Source organism: Kribbella kalugense (genome assembly GCF_004365875.1).
Taxonomy (GTDB): Bacteria; Actinomycetota; Actinomycetes; order Propionibacteriales; family Kribbellaceae; genus Kribbella; species Kribbella kalugense.
Genome location: NZ_SODF01000001.1, coordinates 775061 through 799736, shown reverse-complemented (window position 1 = coordinate 799736; position 24676 = coordinate 775061). Strand labels below are relative to the sequence as shown.

Genomic DNA, 24676 nt, shown 5'->3' with positions numbered 1-24676 from the left:
AACAATCTAGAGAGACGGACGGCCGATGAATGAGCGCAGCCTGGACCGGGTCCGGAAGGCGTGGACGGCCGCGCGCCCAGATCTGGACACCTCGCCGATGGAGGTGATCGGGCCGCTCAAGCGGATCGCCGCGATGCTCGACGAGGCCCTCGAGCCGCTGTACGTCGACGCACCGCTGACCGGCGCCGAGCTCGACATCTGCATCCGGCTCCGGCACGACGAGAGCCCGATGATCGCCCGCCACCTGGCCGGCCAGATGCGTCATTCGCGGGCCGCGATCAGCAAGACGCTGAGCCGGCTCGAGACGCGCGGCCTGGTACGGCGGGATCCCAGCCCGAACGACCGCCGCGCCGCCCTGGTCCGGCTGACCCCGGACGGCGAGGCCGTCGTCGACAAACTCTTCCCCCGGCAGCTCGCTCGCGAGGCCGAGCTGCTCGAAGCCCTCGGTGACGACCGTCAGCGCGTCATCGACGCCCTGAACCTCCTCGCGGAGACCCTTGCCCGCCAGGTCTAACCGATCAGGCGAGCGATCCCATAGTCGAAGCGGTCGTCGAACGAATCGTCGAGCATCGTCGCGAGGCCGACCTTCGCCAGCGCCGGGTCGCCGCGTTTCCCGACCGAACTTGGTCAGTGAACAAGAGTCAAGAGGCGCTCACGGATGGACTTGCGAACCCACTCCGAGGTCGAGGCGGATCGACTCGAGGATCAGGAATGTCGTGGTCGCCGTGTACACGTCGGCCGCGGCGAGCACCCCGAGGTACTTCTTGATCACCGGATCGGACGCGTACTTCACCTGCGCCGCCTGGTACTCCTTCACCGCCGCCCAGGCGTTGTTCCCGTACTTCACGAAGAACGGTGTCGGGTCCACGTTGACCAGCGCCAGCTTCACGCCGGCGACGATGTCGTCGATGTACTGCCGGTACACGGTCATGTCCTGACGCGTGCCGAGCCGGCCGATGTGACCGCCGATGTAGTGCTTCCACGGATACGCCATCGCCTTGGCCGGCGCCGCGATCGAGCCCGGCACGTCCTCGTTGATGTTGAAGAAGTCGAACGGCACCCAGCCGGGCAGCATGACGTCGACCAGCATCAGCGTGTCGTGATCCGGGAAGTGGATGTAGATGTTGTCCGGGGTGTGGTTCGTCCCGTGATACGCCAGCTCGATCCGCTCACCGCCGACGTGCAGGGTACGGCGGGTCTCGAACGTGACATCGGGTACCGGCCGGGTCGGGTCGTTGTCTCTGGCAAGCAATCGCTTGTTCTCGGTGTGGCCGATCCGGGTGACGTGCTTGCCGAACAGCGACGAGGCGCCGAGGTGGTCGGCGTGGTGGTGCGAGTAGACGAGGTGGGTGACCTTGTTGGACACACCGTTCTCGGCGGCGATCTGGTCGATCGCACGCTGGATGTTCTGGCCGATCGAGGGTGGTGCGTCGAACAGGACGACGCCGTCCTTCGTGGTCAGGAACGCTGCCTGGTAGGTGCTGTCGGTGACCCAGTACAGGTTCTTCTGCACCCGCCCGACGAAGTACCCCTGCGCGTTGACCGCCGGGCCCAATGCGGACGGCGGGACCGGCGCGTAGTCGGGCAGCTCATCGGCGGAGGCGGGCGAGGCCAGTGCCCCCGCTACCACTGGCGCGGCGGCAACCGCCGCGCCGGCAGCCAGGAACGAGCGGCGGTTGGTCGTTGATGTCATGACAGTCCTTTCTCAGGCCCCGTAGGTGGGAATGACGGCTCCACTGATCGGCGCGGCCGCCTCGCTGACGAGGAACGCGATGATGCCGGCGACGGCTTCGGGTGCGACGGCGTGCGCCAGCTGGTCCGGCGGCAGGTACGGCCGGTTCTTGGCGGTGTCGAGGATCATCGGCGCGACGGCATTCACGCGGATGCCGAGTGGCCGCAGTTCCACGTCGAGCACGCGGGTCAGGTGGACCAGCGCCGCCTTGCTGACGCTGTACGTCGTGAGTCCCGGAGTCGGCTCCAACCCCGGACGGGCGGCCACGTGGACAATCGCGCCCGTACCGGCATCACGCATGTACGGCGCGACTGCCTGCGAGAGCCAGAGTGCTGGGCCGGTGTTCACGTCGAGCATCAGCCGGAGATCCTCCGGCGTCGCGTCCAGGACGCCACCCAGGTGATAGGTGCCGAGGGTGTTCACCAGCACCTCGGGTGGTCCGACCTCGGTGGCGATCCGGTCGACCACCTGCTTGGCGACCGCCGGGTCGCTCGCGTCGGCGACCTCGGACCGGATGCCGTCCGGCAGTTCCTTCAGCCCGTCCTCGTTGCGATCGACGCCGACCACCGTGAATCCGGCGGCGGCCAGCTTCACCACGGTCTCGCGACCGAGCTCACCGCCCGCACCGACCACGATCGCCACTCGCTCCGTCATCTGGTCATCTCCCTGCATTCGTTTTGGTTCAGATTTCCCGCCGGACCCGTGCCCGGTCGTCACCTGATTCCAGTGATTTCTGCGGTTAGGCTGACCAGGTGCCTGGACCAGACGCCGCGACACCGACCGGGCTGATCGACCGCCACGATCTCGTCGCAGCCCTGGACCGGGCCGCGACGCTGCGGGTGACGGTCGTCTCGGCGCCCGCGGGGAGCGGGAAAACGTCGCTGCTGCGCGCCTGGGCCGCTCGGCGAGCCAGGACTGCGTTCGTGTCCGTCCGGCCCGATCAGCAGGACGCACAGCTGTTCTGGCTGGCGTTGCTGGGCGCTCTGCGCGCGGCGACGGGTGGGTCCGAGCCGCCGCCTCCGTCACCTGGGTTCAACGGTCCGGCCATGGTCGACAAGGTGCGCGCCGAACTGGTCGAGGCGGGCGACCCGTTCATCCTCGTCATCGACGATCTGCACGAGCTGAGCACGACCGAGGCCGCCGAGCAGCTCGCGACGCTGTTGACTAGCCTCCCGTCGAACGTCCACGCGATCGTGGCGACGCGTGGTGAGTCGCCGGTTCGCCTGCATCGGCTTCGGCTGGCCGGTCAGCTGGCGGAGATTCGGGCGGGACAGTTCCGGTTCAGCCTGGCGGAGACCCGGGCGCTCGTGGCGGCTGCCGGGATCACGTTGACTGATGCGGATGTCGCCGTACTGCATGAGCGGACCGAGGGGTGGGCGGCTGGGTTGCGGTTGGCGGTGCTGGCGCTGGCCGGGCATCCGGATCCGTCCCGGTTCGTGGCCGAGTTCTCCGGGAACGACCGGACGATCGCCGAATACTTGATGGCCGAGATGCTCGAACGGCAGCCGGCCGACGTACAGCGGCTGCTGTTGCGGACGTCGGTGCTGGACCAGGTCAACGGGGAGCTTGCCGACCTCCTCACCGGCGGCACCGGGTCGGAGCGGATCCTGCTCGAACTCGAGGATGCCAACGCGTTCGTGGTGTCCCTCGATCCTGGCCGGACCTGGTTCCGGTACCACCATCTCTTCCGGGATCTGCTGCGCCTCGAACTACGCCGTACGACGCCTGGCGACATCCCCGAGCTGCATCGGCTCGCGGCCGGATGGTTCGCCGTGCGGGCCGAGCCGACTGAGTTCATCCGGCACCTGCAGGCGGCCGGCGACTGGGCCCTGGCGGCTCGCGTGCTCACCGATCACGCGCTCAGCCTGACCCTCGACGGGAAGGCCGGGACGGTGGCGGCGCTGCTGCGGTCGTTCCCGCCACGCTTCGAAGAGGACTCCCCCGGCCTGGCGCTGGTCCACGCGATCGCCGATCTCGACGAGCTTCGGCTCGACCAGGCTGCAGGACACTTGAACGTGGTCAGGGCGTACGCCGCGACGACGCCGCGCGACCGGCAGTACCGGCTGCGAACTGCGATCGCCTCGCTCGAGCTCTTGTCCGCCCGGCTGCGCGGGAACTTCGACGGGGTCTTCGAGCAGGTCGACGCGCTACCGACTCCCGATCCCCGGTGGACTGCCTCGGAGGTTGCGCTCAGCAACGATCTGCGGGCGATCGCGCTGCTCAACCTCGGTGTCAGCGACGCCTGGTCGCTGCGGCTGGCCGAGAGTGAGAAGTACCTGTCGGAGGGCGCCGACCTGGCCCGCGACATCGGCCGGCCGTACCTCGAGGTGGCCTGCATGGCTCACCTCGGGTTCGCCGCGGTCGGGACGTCGATCGCCCGGGCCAGGCAGTACTGCGAGGACGCGGTCGCGGAAGCGGCCAGGCATGGGTGGGACAACGAGCCGGTGATCGCGCCGGCGTACGCGACACTCGCCGGAATCCTCAGCTGGACAGGCGATTACGACCAGGCCGAGCTGTGGCTGCAGCGCGCTCAACGGGCAACCCAGGGTGGTACCGAACCCGGTCTCCGGTTGGTGATCCATCTCGCGGCCGCGATCTTGCAGGCGGCGCGCGGGCGGGACCACGAGGCGCTGGCCGAGTTCGACGCAGCACAGCGGGTCGAGATGGCCGGGAGGCACGCGCTGCTGTCGCGGATCGTTGGTTGGTCCATCGCTACTCAGGTCCGTCTCGGCTCGATTGATCAGGCACGGGACGCGGTCGTCGCCGTCGACGAGGAGCTGGCCGCGACCGGTGAGCTGCGGAACGCGATCGCCGTACTGCGGCTTGCGGAAGCAGACCCGGCTGGCGCGCGGGACGCGGTTCGAGCCGTCCTCGATGGCAGTGCGCCGATCAACCCGGTCATCACCCTGATCGAGGCTTGTCTGCTGGACGCACTCGCCTGCCGCTCACTTGGTGACCTACGAGCGGCGCGCGCCGGGGTCGAGCGGGCGCTCAATCTGGCCGAGCCGGACCGCGTGATCCTGCCGTTCGCGATGACCGGTGCCTGGCAGCTGCTCGAGGATCTCCCACCACACGGTACGTCGCATGCCGCACTCATCGCGGACATCCTCGACGCCGCCCGAACCGAACCCGACCGCGCGACCTCCACCGGCGACCTCAGCCCAAGCGAGCTACGGGTACTCCGCTATCTCCCGACGAACCTCACCCGCCCGGAGATCGCCGCCGCACTGTCCGTCTCGCTGAACACGGTCAACACCCACCTCCGCCACATCTACGCCAAACTCAACGCCACCGACCGCTCCACAGCCGTCCAACGCGCCCGAGACCTACGCCTACTCTCAGCCGGCCGGTCGTGACGCACTCCCGCTGACAGGTTATTTCGCCGATAACGCCCTACAACCGGCCAGCGGAGAAACAAGCCGCTACCGATGCCCTGGGCAATCACCCGCGGGCTTGAACCCGAGGCTCGCCTGACCCTCAAAGCCTGACCTGGGGAGGATCTCCTACCCGCAGCGGGCAGGAATCCTCCCCACCTCGCCATACGAGCCACGTCTCGGCTCCCTGCGCATCGGTCAGACCGGGCCGGACACCCCAAACCGCGACGCCGACCACTCTCTGGACCGACGCGGGCGCGGATCAGGCCCACGACTCGGCGAACGGAACCCGCTCAGGCGGCGCGACGGAGGGGAGACGTCAGGGCGCGAAGTGCATGCGCTCCCCAGCCGAAAACCCTCCATCGATCCGGGGATCGGGGGCCGGGCGGGTGATGGGAGTTATCCGGGGACGTGTGGGGATCCGGATGGTGATTGGCGGGGCATCAGGTGATACACGCGCTCGGCGGTGCCGCCGTACAGGAGGTTCTTCTCGGTGGGGCTCATTGTCGGTAGGGCTGTGTCGAGGGCTGTGCGCACGTCGTCGTAGGAGGCGGCTAGGAGGCAGACCGGCCAGTCTGAGCCGAAGAGGAGGCGGTTGGTGCCGAACCACTCCACCACCTGTTCGACGAACGGACGTAGGTCCTCGGCGGTCCACTTCGCCCAATCGGCTTCGGTAACCATGCCGGATAGTTTGACCGCGAGGTTCGGTGCGGCCGCGAGAGCCGGTAGCCGTTCGGTCCACAGCGGATCCGAGCCGTCGGCGATGCGTGGTTTGGCGATGTGGTCGAGGACGAACTGCAGCTCGGGGAACGCTCGTACGGTGTCGACCGCCGCGGGGATTTCGCGTGCTCGGACCAGGAGGTCGTACGTCAGTCCTCGGTCTTGCACGGCGGCGAGACCACGCCGTACGTCGTCCCGCTGCAACCACTCGGGGTCGGCCTCGTCGTGGACCTGGTGACGGATGCCGACCAGCCGGCCGGGACCGTCGATCAGCTCGTCCAGGTCGTCACCGACCGCACGCGAAGTCAGGTCGACCCACCCGACGACACCGGCAACGAAGTCGGCGTCCAGGCTGAGGAACTCCTGCGTCTCGGCCAGGCTCGACAACGTCTGCACAAGGATCGTGCGATCACCGTCCGACAACGCAGCGCGGAGGTCGTCCGGCGTGAAAGCACGCCGTACCGGATCCATCGCGTCGCCGTCCATCCACGGGTACGAGTAGCGCGTCGGGTCCCAGAAATGCTGGTGCGCGTCAATTCGCATGGCTCACTCCGGTGTCGGTACGTCGGCCTCGATCAGTCCTGCGCTCCGCAAGTCGGCCCACAGCGCGCCCGGGATCTCGGTCTCGAACAGGCCGAGATCCATCTCCAGCTCGTCGACCGTCCGCGCGCCGACGAGCACTGTTCGGACCTGCGGATGTGCCAACGGGAATCGCAACGCAGCAGCTGCCAGAGGTACGTCGTACCGCTTGCAGACCTCCTGGATCGCGAGGGCCTTCGTGACGACACCGTCGGCGGCCGGGATGTAGTCGAACGATGCGCCGGGAGCGGGATCGACCAGGACTCCGCTGTTGAACACGCCGCCGATCACGACCGACGTACCCCGTTCCGCACAGGCCGGCAGTAGATCGGCCAGCGAGGACTGGTCGAGCAGCGTGTAGCGGCCGGCGAGCAGGACGAGGTCGAGTTCGCACTCGCGGACGAGCTGGGTCAGCGGCTTGGAGTTGTTCATCCCGGCGCCGATCGCCCGTACCGTCCCGACTGCCCGCAGATCGCGCAGCGCGGCGTACCCGGTGGAAGCGGCCTCCGCGAGGTGGTTGTCCGGGTCATGCAGCAGCAGGATGTCGAACCGATCGAGGCCGGTCCGCTCCAGACTCTCCTCGACCGAGCGCCGGATGCCGTCGTAGCTGAAGTCCCACACCGGCCCGGCCGACGGCACATCCAGGTAGAACGGGACGCCATCGTGGTACTGCGATTCGTCCCGCGGAGCGTCCTCGCGGAGCAACCGGCCGACCTTCGTTGAAACGATCAGGTCGTCACGCGGCACATCCGCAACGGCCGCGCCGACCCTGCGTTCGGCGAGACCGTGCCCGTACAGCGGCGCGGTGTCGAGATAGCGGACGCCACGCGCGAGCGCGCGATCCACGACCGCGATGGCGTCGTCGTCGGTGATCGCCTGCTGAAAGTTGCCTAGGGCAGCCGTTCCCAGACCGATCTCCGGGAAGTTCAGGTCAGTCATGCGAGTTCATTCCGACGCCCTTGACCTGCCACTTCTCCCGGGCCTGCGGTGTCACTGCCGTCGATGCACCAGGAGCTTGTGGGCGTTCGGCGTACCCGTCGCTGACGACGCTGCGGTGCTCGAAGACTTCCTGCGTCCACGGGATGAACTCCAGCAGCGGAGGACTCTCGGTGAGGACGACGCCGGCGAGATGCTGATGGACCTGCATCATGTCCCCGGCATGCGGCACCAACCGCAGACCGTGCCCGGCGGCCTGGTGAGCGACCTGCAGCCACTCGGTCACCCCGGCCAGCCGAGTCACGTCCGGCTGGACCACGCGGAGGGCGTCCGCGGCCATGAAGCTGGCGAACGCGTGGTAGCTGTACAGACTCTCGCCGGCCGCCACATCCACCGTCCCGACGGCCTGCAGGCGTTGATGCCCGGCGAGGTCGTCGGCGTGCACGGGTTCCTCGATCCAGTCCATGCCGACCTCGGCCAGCACCGGCAGGATCCGCTTCGCGGTGGCGATATCCCAACGCTGGTTGGCGTCCGCCATCACGGTGATGTCCGATCCGACCGCCTTCCGCACGGCTCGGACCCGGGCAGCATCCGCCCGCCAGTCCTCCGAACCTACCTTGATCTTCACCCGGCGCCAGCCACGGTCGACCAGCGAACCGAGATCGCGGACCACCTCAGCGACGCTCAGGCTGAGCCAGCCGCCGTCGGTGTTGTAGGTCTCGATCGGATCAGCCGACCCACCGAGCAACCGCCACAGCGGTACGCCGGCCCGCTGCGCCGCGAGGTCCCACAGCGCGATGTCGACCATCGACAGCGCCATGTGCACGACGCCGGCCCGGCCGATCCAGTGCGTCGGCAACCAGTAGAGCCGCTTCCAGGTGCCGAGGATGTCCTCGGACGACGCGCCGAGCAGCGCGGGAGCGTAGTACCGATCGATCACCTGACACAGCAGCTCCGGCGCACAGTGCACCCCGGAGATACCGGTCCCGACCCGGCCGTCCGCGGTGCGGATCTCGACCACCGGGACGATCCATGACGTCAGCGCCGCGGTCGCGTCCGCGGTCCGTTGGGCCAGCGGTACGGCGAGCGCGTACGTCTCGACCGAGACGACGACATTGCCCTCGTCGCCCGGGACCAGATCGGTCGGCGCGGGCGACAACAGGCCCTGCGCATCATCCGGCAGCTCGAATTCCACTCGAAGCCCCTCTATTCGCACGAATCCAGCACAGGTATTCAGGCACGCCGGGCTGGTCGACCACAACGCCGAAAAACGAATGGAGTGCTTTCGTCCGACGAATACCGGCGCGTGAATCCCGTCCGGGCGCGACTGGTAGCGTCCGAACCAAGTGATCATTCCGCTGCGGAGGAGGCAGCCCGTGATGGATGTCGAGCTGGCCTGGCTCCGGACCTGGATCGAAGTGGTCGACTCGGGCGGATTCGCCCGGGCGGCCGCACGGATGCACCTGTCTCAGCCGCGGGTGTCCGCCCGGGTCGCGAGCCTGGAGCGTGCGCTCGGCTGCGTGCTGATCGAACGGCGGATGCGTCCGCTCACCCTCACCGACGACGGCCAGCGCCTGCTCCCCCGGGCTCGGCGGATCGTCACCGAGATGGACGACACGGTCTCCGACATGCGGGCGACGGCCGGCTCGTTCACCGGGAAGCTGGCCGTGGCGAGTTTCGCCAGCGCGAGCTCCGAGTTCCTCCCGGACCTGTTGATGGAGCTGCGGCGATCGCATCCGTTGCTCGAGATCGCCGTACTGGACGGAGACGTCCAGGTCATCGACGACTGGCTGTCGGACCGGCGAGCGGCGGTCGCACTGCGCCCGCTACGGCCCGAGCCGGCTGAGCACACCCTGATCCACCGCGGTATCTGGCGGGAGCCGTTCGTCGTACTGGCGCCGCCGGGGCACCCGCTGCTCGCCGTGGACTCGATAGGCCTCGACGAGGTCGCGGCGTACCCGGTGATCACGATCGGCGACCCGCTCGGCGACCCGAGCCTTGGCTACGAGGCGTGGTCGGCGATGCAGGCGAGCCGGATCGAGCCCGCCGCGGGTGTCGTCTCGCACCAGCCGACCACGCTCGCGGCGATGGTCCGGGCCGGTCACGGGATCGGGTTGGTCAACAGTCTGGCGGCGGCGATGGTGCGCACCGACGGCCTCGAAGTACGCGAGCTGACGAGCCAGCACCTGTACCGCGACGTCGGCCTGTGGTGGCACTCCGAGCGCCCGCTCAGCCGGGCGGCGCAGGCCTTCGTCGATCTCGTGCTCGCCGCCGATCGGCCGCCGGGCACGCTTCCGGTCCCGGACTGAGCGGGGCTATTCGCCGGACGAATAACGCACATCCGATATGCGGCGTTGCACCCAGGGCGCGTGCGTGACTGAATTCTGGAAACGACACCCCGGAATTGTCCGCGAAGGAGCCCCACTGTGGCGACACTTGCCGCCGGCACCGCGTCTCGGCGCCGGAACAACACCGGACCCGCGCATCGCGGCGACTGGCGCTTGGCGGCCGTGCTCATTCTTCCTGCCACCGTCGGCTTCATTGTGTTCGGCGCCGTACCGGTGTTTCGCGGCATTTACCTGAGTTTCACGAGATTCCGGATCCTGACGCCACCTCGGTGGACCGGACTGGACAACTACCGGCGACTCCTCAGCGACGACGTCTTCTGGAAGTCGCTCGGCGTCACGGTCGAGTACGTCGTACTTTCCGTCGTACTCGGGCTCGCGGTGTCACTGGCAACCGCGGTCATCATGCACCGGCTGACCCGGTCGACCGTTGTCCGCGGCATCGTACTGCTGCCGTTCCTGGTGTCCGGTGTCGTCGCCGCGCTGGTGTGGCAGTGGATGCTCGACCCGGGCCTCGGCATCGTCAACATCGTCGTCAAGGCGTTGACCGGGCACAACGTCCTCTTCCTCGGCTCGCAGGGCTGGGTGATCCCGACGCTGTCGCTGATCGGGGTGTGGAAGTCGATGGGCTACAACGCGATCCTGATCTTCGCCGGACTGCAGACGATCGCGCCGCAGATCTACGAGGCCGGGCGGATCGACGGCGCGAGTGAGCCGCGGATGTTCCGCTATCTCACGCTGCCGCTGCTGCGCCCGATCATGGCGATGGTGGTCGTGCTGACCGTGATCGGCTCGTTCCAGGTGTTCGACCTGGTCGCCGTGACCACGAAGGGCGGGCCGGCCAACGCGTCGAACGTGCTGCCGCTCTACATCTACTCCAAGGGCTTCACCGAGTTCGACTTCGGCTACGCGGTGACCATGTCGATGGCGTTGTTCGTGCTGCTGCTGACGATCACGTTCGTCCAGCTGCGGTTGCTGCGTGCCAACGAGTCCGACACGAACTGAGGCGACCATGACGAGCACACTCCCCCAGGTGACCCCTGCCCGGAGCACGCCCCGGACGCCGGAGCGGCGGTCGCAGCGCCGCCGTCCGCCGATCGGCAAAACGGTCGCGTGGGTCTACCTGATCGGCTTCCTCGCGGTCACGATCTTCCCGTTCTACTGGATTCTCCGTACGGCGCTGTCGAACAACTACTCACTGATCGACCACCCGTCGTCGCTGCTCCCGGTCGACCTGACCCTCGGCCCGTTCGAACGGGTCCTCGGCCTGGCGACCCGCGAACAGGCCGTCGCGCAAGGCGGTTCCGGCGCCACCATCCAGCTGGGGTTGTATCTGCGGAACTCGGTCATCTACGCGACCGGGCTGACTGTGCTCGTGGTGCTCAGCTCGTTGCTCGCGGCGTACGCCTTCTCCCGCTTGCACTGGCGCGGCCGGGACGTGGTGTTCGGCATCTTCCTCAGTGCGCTGATGATCCCGGGCATCATGACCCTGCTGCCGAACTTCGTGCTGATCCACGACCTGGGTCTCACCAACACCTTCGCCGGCCTCATCCTGCCCGGCGCGCTGTTCTCGGCGTTCAGCATCTTCTTCCTGCGTCAGTTCATGCTCGGCCTACCGACCGAGATCGAGGACGCGGCGCTGATCGACGGACTCGGCCGGTTCCGGCTGCTGTTCCGGATCACCGTCCCGATGAGTCAGGGGCCGCTGACCACGCTGGCCCTGCTGACCTTCATCAACGCGTGGAACGACTACTTCTGGCCGCTGATGATCGCCGGCAACTCCGACGTACGGCCACTGACCGTTGCCCTGGGCGTCTTCCAGCAGGCCTCACCGCAGACCCAGCCGGACTTCGCCGGCCTGATGGCGGCGACCCTCGTCGCCGCCTTCCCGATGCTGGTCATCTTCATCCTCTTCGGCCGGCGCATCGTCGACTCGATCGGCTTCACCGGTATCCGCTAACCCGTTCCGAAAGGGGACTAGGGTGTCAAGATCACGATTCATCCGCGCTGCCGCACTGACGGCGGCGGTCATCACAGCTGTGGCAGGTTGCTCCGGAGGTAGCTCAGGCGACTCCACCGAGGCGACCACTGTCAACTGGTGGACCTGGTCGCCCGACCAGGCGATCGCGTACCAGCAGTGCGTGCCGGCGTTCGAGAAGGCCAACCCGAACATCAAGGTCAAGATCACCAACTACAACGTCAGCGACTACTTCACCAAGCTGACCTCGGGGTTCGTCTCCGGCGACGCCCCGGACGCGTTCATGAACAGCGTCACGTTCCTGCAGTCGTACGCCGGTCAGGGCCAACTGCTGCCGCTCGACGACTACATCGCCAAGGACAAGCTGGACCTCGGGCAGTACGCGATCGGCGCCGAGGGCTGGAAGTACAAGGACGGCAAGCAGTACGCGCTGCCGATGGACTGGGCCACCGGAGCCCTTTATTACAACAAGGATCTGCTCGCCAAGGCCGGGTACACCGACAAGGACGTTGCCTCGCTCAACTGGACGTACGACGGCGGCGGCACGCTCTGGAAGATGGTCAAGCACCTGACGGTCGATGCCGCGGGCAAGCGTGGCGACCAGCCGGGCTTCAATGCCAACACCGTGAAGTCCTACGGCCTGGGCAACATCGAGTCCACGGGTGACCCGTTCGGCCAGAACGCCTGGGGGTGGCTGCTTCCGAACGACGGGGTCAACATCCCGGACAAGCAGCAGTGGGCCACCGTCTTCAACTACAACGACCCGAAGGTGGTCAAGTCGGTCCAGCTGGTCAGGACGCTTGCGAACGACGGGTTCACGCCGAAGCTCAACCAGTTCACCACGGCCAACAGCCAGCAGCTGGGCTCCGGCAAGGTCGCGATGGCCGTTGGCGGTACCTGGGAAGCCGCCACCTACGCGGGCCTGAAGAACACCAAGATCGGCACCGCTCCGCTGCCGGCCGGTGCCGACGGCAAGCGCGCGTTGATGACCAATGCCAACGGCAACAACATGTGGGCCGGCAGCAAGCATCCGGACCAGACCTGGAAGTGGGTCAAGTACCAGGAGAGCGAGGAGTGCCAGACCACGGCAGCGAAGTACAACGCCTCGCTCTTCCCCTCGATCGCCGCGTCGATGAAGGCGCTGTCGGACCAGCAGACCGCCAAGGGCGTGGACTTCTCGGTCTTCAACAACTACCTGACCAGCGGTGAGCTGGTGCCGTGCCCGATCTACAACAACGGCGCCGCGCTGACCAACGCGATGATTCCGCAGTTCGAGGCCTACTTCACGAACAAGGCGGATGAGAGCATCTTCCCGAAGCTGCAGGAGCAGAGCCGGACACTGCTGGCCGAAGAGAAGTAGGAGAACCATGCTGATCGCTTCACCCGCGACCGAACCGCGACGTCCCGTCACCCCGGCCGGCGTGCTCTGGTACGACCGGCCGGGCGCGCGCTGGTTCGAAGCGCTACCGATCGGCAACGGCCGCCTGGGCGGCATGGTGTACGGCGGCGTACCCGCAGAACGCATCGACCTGTCGGAGTCCACCGCGTGGTCCGGCGGGCCGTCCACCGCAGACCTGAGTCCCACCGCCCGGGCGGAGCTACCGGCGGTCCGGAAGCTCCTGTTCGCCGGTGAGTATGCCAAGGCGCAGCAACTCGCAGGTGAGCACCTACTGGGAACCCGAGCCTCCTTCGGCACCAACCTCCCACTCCCCCAGGTATCCCTCAAGTTCGGCGGGTCGCCGACCACTAACTACCGCCGATCCCTGGACCTAGACACCGCCCTCGTGTCAGTGACCTACGACCTGGACGAAGCCCGCTTCACCCGAGAGATCTTCGCCTCACACCCACACGAAGTCATCGCCCTACGGCTCAGCGCAGACCGGGCGGGCGCAGATCGCGCGGGCGCAGATCAGCCCGGGGCGATCAGCTTCACGCTTGGTATCAGCGGTGCGGTGTTCCCGGGCCGGACGTCGGTTACTGAGGCGGGTCTCGCGTTCAGCGGTCGGGCTGTTGAGTCGGTTCACAGTGACGGGACTGTGGGTGCGGCGGTCGAGATCCGGGTTCAGGTCGTGGCCGAGGGCGGGAGTGTTCGGGCGACGGGTGAGACGTACGAGGTTGTCGGCGCGGACTCCGTCGTATTGTTCATTGCTGTTGGCACCGACTGGGCGGGCGAGGATCCGGTCCAGCGCGTCGAGGCGCTGACGGCGGCCGCGGTCGAGGCCGGGTACGACGCGATCCGGTCCGCGCACGTCGAGGACCACAGCGCGCTGATGCGACGGGTCTCGATCGACCTCGGAGCCGGCAGCGCCGACAGCGCCGTATCAGGCACCGAGCCGGCGGCCGAGGCGGGCGGCGGGCTTCCGACTGATCGGCGGCGGGAGCGGGTGGCTGGGGGTGGGCGGGATGACGGGCTGCTTGCCTTGTACTTCCAGTACGGGCGGTATCTCACCGTCGCCGGGTCTCGCGCCGACTCGCCGTTGCCGCTCGCACTCCAGGGCCTCTGGAACGACGGTCTGGCCAGCAGCGCGTCGTGGAGCAACGACTTCCACCTCGACGTCAACACCGAGCAGAACTACTGGGCCGCCGAGCCAACCAACCTCGCCGAATGCCACGCCCCGCTCTTCCGTTTCCTCCAACTCCTAGCCGACACCGGCCAGACCACCGCGACCCAGATGTACGACGCCCCCGGCTGGGTCGCCCACACCGTCACGAACGCCTGGGGCTACACCGCCCCCGGCAGCGACCTCGGCTGGGGCCTCAACGTCACCGGCGGCGCCTGGCTCGCCACACACCTCTGGGAACACTACGAATACGGCCGTGACGACAACTTCCTCCGTGACATCGCCTACCCAGTCCTCCGAGGCGCCGCCGAATTCCTCCTGTCCTACCTAACGGAGGACCCGACAACCGGCCACCTAGTCGCAGGCCCCTCCGAATCCCCCGAGAACTGGTACGTCGCCCCCGACGGCAACCGCTGCTCGGTTGCCATGGGCAACACCGTCGACCGAGTCTTCGCCGAAGCAATCCTCCGCGACTGCGCCGCCGCAGCCACCGTGCTCGACACCGACCCGGAACTACGCAAGCAGATCACCGCCGCCCGCGCCCGCTTGACGCCGTACCAGATCGGCAAGCACGGCCAACTGCAGGAATGGCTGCACGACTTCGACGAAGCCGACCCTGCCCACCGCCACACCTCCCACCTCTGCGCGCTCTACCCAGAACGACAGATCTCACCTCAGGCAACACCCGAACTCGCACGAGCGGCCGAGGTCACGATCGAGCGCCGTCAAAGTGCGGCCGGCTGGGAACAGACGGAGTGGGTCGAGGCCAACTTCGCCCTCTTCTTCGCACGGCTCCAGCAAGGCGACAAAGCCCTGGCCCACCTCACCAGCCTGGTCGCCGATGCCAGCGAAGCGAACCTGCTGAGCTACTCCGTCGGCGGCATCGCCGGCGCCGCCCAGAACATCTACTCGTTCGACGGCAACGCCGGCGGTACAGCGGCCATCGCCGAGCTGCTCGTCCAATCCGACGGCACCGAACTCGAACTCCTCCCAGCCCTCCCAGCAACCTGGACCACCGGCTCGGTCCGTGGCCTCCGAGCCCGCGGCGGCCTCACCATCGACCTCACCTGGACCAACGGTCGCCTCGACGAGGCAACGATCCACCCGGACCGACCCACCACCCAACGGATCCGGTACGACGCCGAGACCACCGAGCTCACTCTGGACGGGGTGACCACAATCCGCCCGACCGCCTAGTGCCTCGTCAACCAACGTCGAGGACGTAATCAAGCCACCTCGGCCAACGCGGAGTACCCCCACTCCGCCTCGGTCTGTCCAACTTTGAGAAGCCACCAACCAGTTCCGGCGCGAATTTTGGCTGGTGGCTTCTCCGTTGGGTAGCAAGTGCCGTTGTGCGTGGCGGCCGTGAATGGCTCGCTGCCGGGCGCTGATCGGCAGCTCGACAGGTAGAGCACCACCGAGACGGTGTACACGCGGACTCGATCACGCTCAGGTGCACTACCCCGCCACCCGACACGTCCTGTCGAGCTGCAGGCCGCACGACCGATCCGGCCAAACCGGCCTGATGGATTAGGACCTGAACGTTCCTTGCCGAGGCACTAGCTCACTCAGCACCGACGACCTGGAACGACGAGTTCACGAAGATGTGGTGTGGCCAGTTGACGCCGATGTTGTGGACCTCGTACTCGCCGCTGCTCAGCTGTACGACGCGGTCCACGACACCACCCGGATACGCAGCAAGCGCCGCCTGGGTGGCCTTGTACGCCGTCGTGCCGCTGACGACCGTACCGTCGCCTTCGGTGTAGTCCGCGGGAATCTGACCGACCTGTTGCGCCGCACTCTGCGTCCCCTGCTGGAACGGGATCACCTGCCCACCGGGCGATCCCGACCCAGTTGCCGGGTCGACGACGACCTGCCCGGCGGTGATCGTCGTACTGTCCGTCGTACCCAGCACCAGCACAGACGCACCGTTCGTCACGGCCGCCTGAGTCGCCGCACTGGAACCCTTCAAATAGGTCGTCGACGACGTCACGTTGACCGTCACCTTCTCGCCGGCCGAAGTCGTCAGCGTGAACGTCGATCCGGAAACATTGCTCACCGTGCCGACGGACCCGCCCGCGGCCGGACCGGACCGCGCGTTCGATCCACCTTCACCGCCAGGCAACTGAGCTCCCGCGGCCGCGGGTGGGGCGGCGGCCGCATCCGAGTTGGACGATCGCGCCACGGCATACCCCGCCGATCCGGCCACCGCACAGATCAGCACCGCGATCGCGATCAGCCGCCGCGGTCCCGCGAACACCCGCCGTACCTTCGATTCCTTCACAGGCTCGTCCGTCATCATCCGCTCCTCGTCGTTCTTCACCGACGAACCCAGCGTCTCTTCTGACCCTGTGAGACCACTCCCCCCAGCCTCCAGACCTCCTGGCAACCAAGGGATTGCTAGTCGAGGTTGTCGGAGTAGAACTCGGCGAGCAGGTCCACGGCCGGGCCGACGTACTCCGGCTTGTCGTAGAGATCGTTGTGGCTGGCGCCCTCGATCCAGTGAAACGATTTGGGGCCCTCGAGCCGCTCGAAGGCCTCGACGGACATCCAGGCGGTGACGGCACGGCGCCCCGCGATGATCATCGCGGGACGCTGCCCGATCATCGGGATCGGCGAGAACGCGTCGAAGGTGGCGAGCTTATCGATGCTGGTCCAGTCGAGCGCCTTCGCCGAGCGCGGGTGCTGACCGCGAGCCGTGCAGTAGTACTCGAAGCCTTCACCCGCGTACTCCCCGAGCGCACGGGCTTCCTCGAAGGAGACGGGGAACAGCGGCATGCTTCCCGGGTCCTCGCCTCGCGCCCGCGCACTCCGCGCGATGGCGGCCTGGTCGAGGAGCGCGTCGTACGTCGCGGTGTCCGCCGTACCGTCTGGTCCGACGCGGAAGTGGCGGGCGATGTCGACGCCGCTGACCGTGCCTACCGCGCGGATCCGGTGGTCGGAGGCTGTCGCGACCAGGGAGTAGCCACCCGAGGCGCAGATGCCGAGGATGCCGATCCGGTCGGGGTCGACTGCGGGCTGTGTGGTCAGGAACGAGACGCCGGCCTTCATGTCCTCGATCCGATGGGCGGGATCTTCCAGACCCCTCGGCTCGCCGCCAGACTCGCCTTGGAAAGCCGCGTCGTACGCCAGCGTCACGAACCCCCGCTCGGCGAGAAGCCGCGCGTACAAACCTGACGCCTGTTCCTTCACCCCGCTGCCCGGATGTCCGACGATGATCGCAGGAGAGCGCTCTGCGGAGTCGCTTGGTAGGTAAAGGTGGCCGGCGATGGTGATTCCGGCGCTGTCATAGGTCACGGGTTGCATGAGGTCTCCTTGTGCAGGTGGTTACAGCTGCACTTTTGCCGGGCGCGCGCAGGTGAAGAAGACCGAATCTGTGGGGGGTAACGATCCTGGCCACCCAGCTGGCGGCCCGGCCGGGGGACAATGGTTGACATGAGCAACCCCGCGAACTGGCGCACCCTGGGCGCATTCCTGCGGGCGCGGCGGGAAGCGCTCTCTCCGGAGGACGCCGGACTGCCTCCCGGTGCGGGACAGCGGCGGGTGAAGGGTTTGCGGCGGGCCGAGGTGGCGCAACTCGCCAGCATCAGCATCGAGTACTACACCCGTCTCGAGCAGGGCCGCGTGCGTGCGTCGGCCGCGGTCCTGGACACCCTGATCCGAGCGCTTCGACTCGACGAGGACGCGCAGCGGTACGTCTACGAGCTCGCGGACCGAACCGACGATCAACCCCAGCCGACCCGGCTGCGCGGGACCGCGCAGCCGGCGATGCGGCGACTGCTCGATCGGCTCGAAGGTACGCCGGCGATTGTGCTCGGCAGATGTCTGGAGATCCTCGCCTGGAACGAGGCCGCGGTCGCTCTGTACCTCGACTTCGGCGCGCTGCCCGTCAACGAACGCAACTACCTGCGGCTGATGTTCCTGCACCCCGGCTTCCGTGCGTTGCACCGCGAGTGGGAGTACGACGCCCGCGCTGCGCTCGGCACTGTCCGCCTCGAGTCGGCCAAGAATCCGGGCGACGCCGTACTGACGCAGTTGGTCGGAGAGCTCTCGATGAAGGACGACGACTTCCGGGTCTGGTGGGCGCAGCAGCAACTGTCCGGCAGGTACGAAGGCATCAAGCGCTACCAGCATCCACTCGTCGGAGAGCTCAACCTCGACGTCGACACCTGGAACAGCCCCGACGGAAGCGGCCAGCGCCTGATGATGCTTTCCGCCGAACCCGCCAGCAGCTCCGGCGACGCCCTCCGCATCCTCACCTCCTGGCACGAAACCGAACACCCCTCCCACCTAGCCAAACCCCCACCCAACCACTAACCGTTGCCCCCAGCCACCGCCGGCGGGCCACGCGCGCCCCGCCCTCAAAGGCGCCCCGCTCCGCTCCACTTTGTGCACCGGTGCCGTACGACGGCGGTCTTGGCGTACGGCACCGGTGCACAAAGTGACCCCCAGGCGGCGCGAGCGGGCGCGGGCGGAGCCGGCGGCGGCGAGAGGTGTGTCCGCGGGGCGAGCGAAGAGGTCGATATCCTCGCCGGCATGGCGCGTGTGGTGCTGACTCTGATGTGTGGGCTGTCGTTCTCCGGCAAGAGCACGGTTGCGCGGGAGCTCGCCGGGAGGCTCGACGCGGAACTGATCAGCCTTGATGCCATCAACTTGGAACGCGGGCTCGACGGCGGGCAGGGTATTCCGGTCGACGAGTGGGCCAAGACCAACCGGATCGCGCACGGGCGGGCGACCACGCTGCTCCGGGCAGGCCGACACGTCGTCATCGACGACACCGGGTCGCCGCGGTTCATCCGCGACGAGTGGCGCGCGGCCGCGAGCCGAGCCGGTACGGCGTTCGCGCTCGTCTGGGTGCAGATCGACCCCGAGCTACAACGCGAGCGGGTCCGAGCCAACCGCTCCGACCTGTCACGTCACGACGTCGTCGACGCGGTCCTGGCCGAGCACACGGCCGGCTTCGAGAACCCGATCGACGAAGATCCGATCATCATCGACGCCCGCCACACCACCAGCGAACAGGACCTGAACGACATCGTCACCAAACTCCGCACAAAAAGCTGAGGCAGCATGCGTTTGCTTGAGGGAGCTGGACGATCTGAGCATTGACCTTCGTATGGGTAAGGAGGAGTGTCGAAAGAGGGGTAATACATAGCACCACTAGGGGGAAACATGGCCAGGAAGTTGTTCGAAGACAGCGTTGTTCCGCTACCGGCTGAGGATGGATTGGCGGCGAACGGGCTTGTCGTCCAAGCCGCCGCACCGCGGGACGCGAAAGAGCAGATGGACGTGATGTTCTCGCTCGCGCTGCCCGCGGACGCGCAGCAGAGTCTCGAGGACGCGGTCGCCCGCGGCGACGTCGTACCGGCCGGCGAGCTCGAGTCGATGAAGGCGCCGGACAAGGAGCGCGCCAAGCTGCAGACGTGGCTGGAAGCGCACGGGTTCGACGTCGACCACGTGTCCGCGGACGGGACCAGCATCTACACCACGTCCACCGTCGACAACCTGGGCAAGCAGCTCCAGGTCGACATGGTCCGGGTGACCAAGGACGGCATCACGTTCACCGCGGCGCGCAACGCTCCGAGCCTGCCGTCGACCGTCGGTGACGGCGTCCGGGCGATCATCGGGTTGCAGCCGTTCCGCCGCGCCAACAAGAACTTCCGCTCGCTGCCGGAACCCGCCGTCCCGGCAGCGCAGGCGGTCAAGGTCCCGAACTCACCGCCGTACCTCGTCTCCGAGATCCTCAGCGCGTACGGCGCAAGCGGGCTCGGCGTCGACGGTTCGAAGCAGACGATCGCGATCCTGATCGACACGGTGCCGAAGACGTCCGACATCACCGCGTTCTGGAAGGCCAACGGGCTGAGCGTCAAGACGTCGCGGATCCGCAAGATCAACGTGAACGGCGGGACGCTGCCGCCGGCCGAGGGCGAAGAGACGCTGGACGTCGCCTGGTCGAGCGGGATCGCGCCGGGCGCCAAGATCCGGGTGTACGCGAGCGGATCGCTGTCGTTCGTCGCGCTGGACCGGGCCCTGGACCGGATCATCGCGGACCTGCCGAAGAATCCGGGCCTTCGGCAACTGTCGATCAGTCTCGGTCTCGGCGAGACCTTCATGGGTGGACCGCAGGGCGAGGTCGCGACCCAGCACCAGAAGTTCCTGCGGCTCGCGGCGGCAGGGGTGAACGTGTTCGTCTCGAGCGGCGATGCGGGCTCGAACCCCGATCAGACCGGGCACGGTTCGCACGGCGCCCTGCAGGCCGAGTACGAGTCGTCGGACCCGGCGGTCGTCGGCGTCGGCGGTACGTCGCTGCACCTGACGGACCAGGGTACGGCGGCGTCCGAATCCGGGTGGGCCGGTAGCGGCGGCGGCGCGAGCATCTTCTTCACTCGACCCGTCTGGCAGACCGGCACCGGCGTACCAGCTGGAACGATGCGCCTGGTCCCGGATGTGAGTCTGGTCGCGGACCCGGGCACCGGAGCCTTCCTGATCCTCAACGGCAAAGGGATCCAGATCGGCGGCACGAGCTGGAGCGCGCCGGTGTGGGCGGGATTCTGCGCCCTCATCAACGAGGCCCGCGTCAACGCTGGTAAACCACGGCTCGGCTTCCTCAACCCGCAGCTCTACCCACTCGGCGACGGGCCGTGCTTCCGTGACATCACCACCGGCACCAACGGCGCCTTCCACGCCGGCGCCGGGTACGACGAGGTCACCGGCCTCGGCGTACCCGACATCGCCCAACTGATCAAGGAACTGACTGCGTAGGCGTCAGAAGAAGACTGACAAGAGCAACGTCATACCCAGGCCGATGATGGAGATGAGAGTCTCCATCACCGACCAGGTTTTGATGGTCTCGCCAACGGTCATGCCGAAGTACTCCTTGACCAGCCAGAAGCCGGCGTCGTTGACGTGCGAGAAGAACAACGACCCGGCGCCGATCGCCAGCACGATGAGCGCGATCTGAGTGGTGCTCTGACCGGTGGCCAGCGGTGCCACGATGCCGGCCGCGGTCACGGTGGCAACGGTTGCGGACCCGGTGGCCAGCCGGATCAGTACGGCGACGATCCAGCCGAGCAGGAGTGCGGACAGGTTCGCGGCGATCGCGATCTTGGCGATCGCCGTACCCGTCCCGCCGTCGACCAGGACCTGCTTGAACCCGCCGCCGGCACCGACGATCATCATCACGCCGGAGATCGGCAGCAGGCTCGCGCCGATCTTCTTGCTCAGGACCGGTATGCCGAAGCCGATCGCCGTGCCGAACGTGTACATCGCCAGCAGTACGGCGAACAGCAGAGCGAACACCGGATCGCCGATGAACTGCAGCACCGGGTAGAGCGCGTTGTCCGGGCTCATCCAGACATCCGAGGCGGCCTTCAGCAGCATCAGCACGACCGGGCTCAGCACGGTCACGATCGTCATGGTGAAACTCGGAGTCCTGGTCCGCTCAGGATCCCCCGCCGCGCCCTCGGCCAGCGACACCGCCGAGCCCTCGGCCCGTGGCTCAGATGAACCGTCGGTCCGTGGCTCCGACGAGGCCACCGTGTCTTGACGACCCGCCCCGCCCGTGACCTCCAGCGCGGCACCACCCGCGCCGATCGGGACCCAGCGGGCAGCAAGCCGCCCGAACAACGGCCCGGCGATGACAACAGCCGGGATCGCCACGAGCAGACCCAGAGCCAGCGTGATACCGACGTTTCCGTGCAGGATCCCGATCGCGGCCAGCGGACCCGGGTGCGGCGGCACGAAGCCATGCAACACCGACAGACCCGCCAGCGCCGGGATGCCAAGCAGCATCGCCTTCGCGCCCGACCGCCGAATGGCCAGCACGACGACCGGGACCAGCAGCACCAGCCCGATCTCGAAGAACATCGGAATGCCGATGATCGCGGCGACCAGCGCCATCTTCCACGGAAGTACGGACGCCTTGCCGCGCAGCAGCGTATCGACGACCTGATCGGCGCCACCGGAGTCCGCCAGCAACTTCCCGACCATCGCCCCGAGCGCGATCAGCACACCGACGTACCCGAGGACGCTTCCGACCCCGTTCTCGTACGACTTGGTCACGCCACCGGCCGCGATCCCGGACGCGAGCCCGACGAACAGCGACCCGATCGTCAACGCCAGGAACGCATGCACCTTGAACGCCACGATCAGCGCGACGATGATCGCGATCCCGATCACGGCAACGATCAGCACCCGGGTGTCGTGCCCGTTCCACGGCGCGTGCACATCGGCCTCGGCCACCAGCGGAACCGTAATGACACCATCGATGAGACTCATAACTTCACGCTCCTCGAGACCGTCGTACTCCCGCAGTCTCCCACCGCGTCCGCGCCAAAACCTGTCAACGGCGCGCCGCCCACTCAGCGGAACAGATCGAGGCCCTGGCCGACGAGCACGGCGGACAGGACCGCGAGCAGGACGACCGTGATCGTGTTCAGGTTGGCCAGCAGCCAGGTCTCGACGCTTCTGAGGCCGCGGGCCGACTGCTCGGAGCCGACGAATACGACGGCCAGCAGCGGACCGAGGACCGTGATCGACGCTGCGACGACGAAGATCACTGCCGCCGCGATCAAGGAAGCAGAGCTGAGACCGGCTCCGCCCAGCTGACTGCCGGCACTGACGACGAGCGGAAGGTTCTTCAGGTTCGCCAGCGCCGCGGCGGCTCCAGTCAGCACCAGCCCCAGGCCAGACAGGGTCGCGATGCGATCGACGATGGCCGGCCGCGGCGGTGCTGTCCCGGGCTCCGGCCGCTTCCGCCAGTACCGTACGGCGAGAACGCCGAACAGTACGCCGATTGCCAGCTGCACCACGTCAATCCCGTCACGCGCGCCGTCTTCGTGGCCGTCCGCGACGGTGTCCGTCAGCCACGCAACGAGAGCGACGGCGATCGCGAGCGCACACAGCCACCCGACCGCGAAGCACAGCCCGGCTCGGACCGGACGAGGAGCCAGCAGGACCAGGACGATGCAGATCATCGGCACCGGGCTCAGCGCAATGGCCATCGCCTGCGGCAGAACCGCTCCGACGACAGGCCACACGGGCTCAGTGGCCGTTCGCCAGCGGCGGGATCTGCAGGACCTCCACGATGCTGATCCCCAGCATGTCCAGGTGGTTCAGGATCCCGGCCAGCGCCGCCTGGTCGTCCAGGTAGCCGTGCAGAACGGTTTGCGCGGGCTCGGGATCCGCGGTCAGCGACGGGAACGCGTCGGTCAGGTCGCGCGACAAAGTGCCCTTCACCCGGATGACGTAGTGCCCCATGAGACGCCCCCTTTCACGGCCCTTCGCCACGACTCTGCTGCCACCGCAGGTAACTCGGCTCCCCCGGATCGGGGGATGGTGGTTGCGGCCGCGGTCACCAGGCTGGGGCTGTGGCCGAGTCCTCCTCGCCAGAGCCGGCGATGCCAACTCAACCAACGGCTCGGCGGAAGATCCCGAAGCCTGTGGTCTGGATCGTCCGGCTGCTCCTCATCGCCGTGGTGGCCTGGCTCCTGCTGCGGCTGCTGCGTGGCGTGGACTGGAGCGACGTCGGCTATGCCCTCACTCACCTCAGCGTCGAGCAGATCGCGATCCTTCTGGTCGCCATCCTGATCCGCCGCTCGATCCTCGCCGCTCCGCTCGCCCTCCTGATCGCCGGCCTCAGCTACCTGAGGGCGATGGTCAGCGATGTCGCGGCAGCGGCCGTCGCCACGATCGCACCCTCCCCCGGCGACGTCGTACTGCGACTTGCCATGTTGCGCTCGTGGGGTATCGACACCACCGACGCGGCATCGGGTCTGACACTCAGCACGACCTTGTTCTACGTCGCCCGGCTGACCGCACCGGTGATGGGCTTCGTGATCTTCTTGGCCGCCCGTGACTTCTACGCCCCGTTCGCCTGGGCAGCTCTGGTCTTCGGCGCCGGAGCCGTCGTACTGCTCGGCGGCCTGCTCTATGCGCTGCGCGCCGAACGTACGGCGGCAACGATCGGCCGGCTGCTCGGACGGCTGATCCAGCGGGTACGGCGTTCCAGTCCGGGCCCGGCTGTCTGGGAGGAGCGGCTCGTCTCGTTCCAGTCGCACAGCGCGGCGCGAATGCATCAGCGCGGATGGCTCGCCGTACTCAGCCAGCTGATCCTGATCGTCGTCGAGGCGGGTGTGCTCGTGATGTGTCTGGCCTTCGTCGGGGTGCATCTAGACGGTCCGACCGTGATCGTCATGTTCTGCAGCTTCATGGTGATCTATCCGCTGACCGGGCTGCCGTTGATGGGCGCCGGCGTACTGGATGCGACGTACGCCGCCTTTGTCGCCGACCACAGCACCATCGAGGCGACCGACCTCGTTGCGGGGCTGCTCGTCTGGCGGGTCGCCGTACAGCTCCTGCCGGTCGTCGTCGGCCTACTGACGGTCGTGTTGTGGCGGCGGTTCACCTGGAACGGGTGACCCGGGCGGCGACGGTGGGTGGACACCCTTGTT

21 protein-coding genes are annotated in these 24676 nt (G+C 67.6%); 11 read left to right on the top strand and 10 right to left on the bottom strand.

Annotation, left to right across the window (positions count from 1 at the left end; genetic code table 11):
- The first annotated feature begins 25 nt into the window (after nucleotides 1–25).
- Nucleotides 26–514, top strand: coding sequence for a MarR family winged helix-turn-helix transcriptional regulator (locus EV650_RS03710; RefSeq protein WP_134115320.1), 489 nt, complete (start codon nucleotides 26–28; stop codon nucleotides 512–514).
- A gap of 138 nt (nucleotides 515–652) precedes the next feature.
- Here EV650_RS03710 and EV650_RS03705 read toward each other — a convergent pair whose 3' ends face one another.
- Together EV650_RS03705 and EV650_RS03700 are read right to left on the bottom strand one after the other, a co-directional pair.
- On the bottom strand, nucleotides 653–1693 hold the full coding sequence (locus tag EV650_RS03705) for an MBL fold metallo-hydrolase (RefSeq protein ID WP_134115319.1): 1041 nt from the start codon (nucleotides 1691–1693) through the stop codon (nucleotides 653–655).
- Between the two features lie 12 nt (nucleotides 1694–1705).
- Nucleotides 1706–2386 (bottom strand): SDR family NAD(P)-dependent oxidoreductase, encoded by a 681-nt coding sequence (locus EV650_RS03700; RefSeq protein WP_134115317.1) that lies wholly within the window; start codon nucleotides 2384–2386, stop codon nucleotides 1706–1708.
- Between the two features lie 98 nt (nucleotides 2387–2484).
- On the opposite strand from EV650_RS03700, the gene EV650_RS03695 reads away from it, so the two are divergent.
- Nucleotides 2485–5088, top strand: a complete 2604-nt coding sequence (locus EV650_RS03695; protein WP_134115315.1) for a winged helix-turn-helix domain-containing protein — start codon at nucleotides 2485–2487, stop codon at nucleotides 5086–5088.
- A gap of 417 nt (nucleotides 5089–5505) precedes the next feature.
- Here the strand turns inward: EV650_RS03695 and EV650_RS03690 are convergent, their stop codons facing one another.
- Genes EV650_RS03690 through EV650_RS03680 form a run of 3 tightly spaced genes read right to left on the bottom strand, consistent with a single transcriptional unit; the run spans nucleotide 5506 to nucleotide 8536 of the window.
- Nucleotides 5506–6369 (bottom strand): amidohydrolase family protein, encoded by an 864-nt coding sequence (locus EV650_RS03690; protein WP_134115313.1) that lies wholly within the window; start codon nucleotides 6367–6369, stop codon nucleotides 5506–5508.
- Between the two features lie 3 nt (nucleotides 6370–6372).
- Nucleotides 6373–7344 (bottom strand): aldo/keto reductase, encoded by a 972-nt coding sequence (locus tag EV650_RS03685; protein WP_134115311.1) that lies wholly within the window; start codon nucleotides 7342–7344, stop codon nucleotides 6373–6375.
- Complete coding sequence (locus EV650_RS03680; protein ID WP_202874367.1) at nucleotides 7337–8536, bottom strand: mandelate racemase/muconate lactonizing enzyme family protein; 1200 nt, start codon at nucleotides 8534–8536, stop codon at nucleotides 7337–7339. Before EV650_RS03680 ends, EV650_RS03685 begins: the two co-directional genes overlap by 8 nt.
- Nucleotides 8537–8720: 184 nt before the next feature.
- On the opposite strand from EV650_RS03680, the gene EV650_RS03675 reads away from it, so the two are divergent.
- The 5 genes from EV650_RS03675 (at nucleotide 8721) to EV650_RS03655 (ending at nucleotide 15422) form a co-directional block, all read left to right on the top strand.
- Nucleotides 8721–9650 carry a LysR family transcriptional regulator gene (locus EV650_RS03675; protein WP_134119875.1) on the top strand — a complete coding sequence of 310 codons (930 nt, stop codon included), beginning with the start codon at nucleotides 8721–8723 and terminating at the stop codon, nucleotides 9648–9650.
- Between the two features lie 117 nt (nucleotides 9651–9767).
- Nucleotides 9768–10691 carry a carbohydrate ABC transporter permease gene (locus EV650_RS03670; RefSeq protein ID WP_202874363.1) on the top strand — a complete coding sequence of 308 codons (924 nt, stop codon included), beginning with the start codon at nucleotides 9768–9770 and terminating at the stop codon, nucleotides 10689–10691.
- Nucleotides 10692–10719: 28 nt separating this feature from the next.
- The gene (locus tag EV650_RS03665; protein ID WP_238174006.1) at nucleotides 10720–11646 is read left to right on the top strand and encodes a carbohydrate ABC transporter permease; all 927 of its coding nucleotides are present in this window, start codon (nucleotides 10720–10722) and stop codon (nucleotides 11644–11646) included.
- Nucleotides 11647–11668: 22 nt separating this feature from the next.
- Nucleotides 11669–13024, top strand: coding sequence for an ABC transporter substrate-binding protein (locus EV650_RS03660; RefSeq protein WP_202874361.1), 1356 nt, complete (start codon nucleotides 11669–11671; stop codon nucleotides 13022–13024).
- Nucleotides 13025–13031: 7 nt separating this feature from the next.
- On the top strand, nucleotides 13032–15422 hold the full coding sequence (locus EV650_RS03655; protein ID WP_134115303.1) for a glycoside hydrolase family 95 protein: 2391 nt from the start codon (nucleotides 13032–13034) through the stop codon (nucleotides 15420–15422).
- 367 nt (nucleotides 15423–15789) lie between these two features.
- On the opposite strand, the gene EV650_RS03650 is transcribed toward EV650_RS03655, so the two are convergent.
- Both EV650_RS03650 and EV650_RS03645 read right to left on the bottom strand, forming a co-directional pair.
- Nucleotides 15790–16548: a hypothetical protein gene (locus tag EV650_RS03650; protein WP_134115301.1), complete on the bottom strand. Its 759-nt coding sequence runs from the start codon at nucleotides 16546–16548 to the stop codon at nucleotides 15790–15792.
- A gap of 77 nt (nucleotides 16549–16625) precedes the next feature.
- A complete protein-coding gene (locus EV650_RS03645; RefSeq protein WP_134115299.1) occupies nucleotides 16626–17531 on the bottom strand; it encodes an alpha/beta hydrolase in 906 nt (301 codons plus the stop codon).
- A gap of 129 nt (nucleotides 17532–17660) precedes the next feature.
- On the opposite strand from EV650_RS03645, the gene EV650_RS03640 reads away from it, so the two are divergent.
- The 3 genes from EV650_RS03640 to EV650_RS03630 all read left to right on the top strand — a co-directional run bounded on the left by EV650_RS03640 (nucleotide 17661) and on the right by EV650_RS03630 (nucleotide 20987).
- Nucleotides 17661–18542: a helix-turn-helix domain-containing protein gene (locus EV650_RS03640; protein WP_134115297.1), complete on the top strand. Its 882-nt coding sequence runs from the start codon at nucleotides 17661–17663 to the stop codon at nucleotides 18540–18542.
- A gap of 219 nt (nucleotides 18543–18761) precedes the next feature.
- Nucleotides 18762–19289, top strand: coding sequence for a P-loop nucleotide/nucleoside kinase family protein (locus tag EV650_RS03635; RefSeq protein WP_134115295.1), 528 nt, complete (start codon nucleotides 18762–18764; stop codon nucleotides 19287–19289).
- Between the two features lie 108 nt (nucleotides 19290–19397).
- Entirely contained in the window at nucleotides 19398–20987 is a 1590-nt protein-coding gene (locus EV650_RS03630) for a S53 family peptidase (RefSeq protein ID WP_134115293.1), read from the top strand.
- A gap of 3 nt (nucleotides 20988–20990) precedes the next feature.
- On the opposite strand, the gene EV650_RS03625 is transcribed toward EV650_RS03630, so the two are convergent.
- The 3 genes from EV650_RS03625 to EV650_RS03615 form a co-directional block, all read right to left on the bottom strand.
- The gene (locus EV650_RS03625) at nucleotides 20991–22502 is read right to left on the bottom strand and encodes a GntT/GntP/DsdX family permease (protein ID WP_134115291.1); all 1512 of its coding nucleotides are present in this window, start codon (nucleotides 22500–22502) and stop codon (nucleotides 20991–20993) included.
- A gap of 83 nt (nucleotides 22503–22585) precedes the next feature.
- The gene (locus EV650_RS03620) at nucleotides 22586–23263 is read right to left on the bottom strand and encodes a GAP family protein (protein WP_134115289.1); all 678 of its coding nucleotides are present in this window, start codon (nucleotides 23261–23263) and stop codon (nucleotides 22586–22588) included.
- 4 nt (nucleotides 23264–23267) lie between these two features.
- Nucleotides 23268–23483: a DUF8691 family protein gene (locus EV650_RS03615; RefSeq protein WP_134115287.1), complete on the bottom strand. Its 216-nt coding sequence runs from the start codon at nucleotides 23481–23483 to the stop codon at nucleotides 23268–23270.
- Between the two features lie 140 nt (nucleotides 23484–23623).
- On the opposite strand from EV650_RS03615, the gene EV650_RS03610 reads away from it, so the two are divergent.
- Nucleotides 23624–24643, top strand: a complete 1020-nt coding sequence (locus EV650_RS03610) for a lysylphosphatidylglycerol synthase domain-containing protein (RefSeq protein ID WP_134115285.1) — start codon at nucleotides 23624–23626, stop codon at nucleotides 24641–24643.
- Nucleotides 24644–24676 lie beyond the last annotated feature (33 nt).

Coding starts and splice junctions, on each gene's coding strand:
- EV650_RS03615 (WP_134115287.1), bottom strand. CDS start 23,483: ATGGGGCACTACGTCATCCGGGTGAAGGGCACTTTGTCGCGCGACCTG.
- EV650_RS03645 (WP_134115299.1), bottom strand. CDS start 17,531: ATGCAACCCGTGACCTATGACAGCGCCGGAATCACCATCGCCGGCCAC.
- EV650_RS03675 (WP_134119875.1), top strand. CDS start 8,721: ATGGATGTCGAGCTGGCCTGGCTCCGGACCTGGATCGAAGTGGTCGAC.
- EV650_RS03625 (WP_134115291.1), bottom strand. CDS start 22,502: ATGAGTCTCATCGATGGTGTCATTACGGTTCCGCTGGTGGCCGAGGCC.
- EV650_RS03635 (WP_134115295.1), top strand. CDS start 18,762: ATGGCGCGTGTGGTGCTGACTCTGATGTGTGGGCTGTCGTTCTCCGGC.
- EV650_RS03630 (WP_134115293.1), top strand. CDS start 19,398: ATGGCCAGGAAGTTGTTCGAAGACAGCGTTGTTCCGCTACCGGCTGAG.
- EV650_RS03705 (WP_134115319.1), bottom strand. CDS start 1,693: ATGACATCAACGACCAACCGCCGCTCGTTCCTGGCTGCCGGCGCGGCG.
- EV650_RS03640 (WP_134115297.1), top strand. CDS start 17,661: ATGAGCAACCCCGCGAACTGGCGCACCCTGGGCGCATTCCTGCGGGCG.
- EV650_RS03700 (WP_134115317.1), bottom strand. CDS start 2,386: ATGACGGAGCGAGTGGCGATCGTGGTCGGTGCGGGCGGTGAGCTCGGT.
- EV650_RS03690 (WP_134115313.1), bottom strand. CDS start 6,369: ATGCGAATTGACGCGCACCAGCATTTCTGGGACCCGACGCGCTACTCG.
- EV650_RS03610 (WP_134115285.1), top strand. CDS start 23,624: ATGCCAACTCAACCAACGGCTCGGCGGAAGATCCCGAAGCCTGTGGTC.
- EV650_RS03655 (WP_134115303.1), top strand. CDS start 13,032: ATGCTGATCGCTTCACCCGCGACCGAACCGCGACGTCCCGTCACCCCG.
- EV650_RS03685 (WP_134115311.1), bottom strand. CDS start 7,344: ATGACTGACCTGAACTTCCCGGAGATCGGTCTGGGAACGGCTGCCCTA.
- EV650_RS03710 (WP_134115320.1), top strand. CDS start 26: ATGAATGAGCGCAGCCTGGACCGGGTCCGGAAGGCGTGGACGGCCGCG.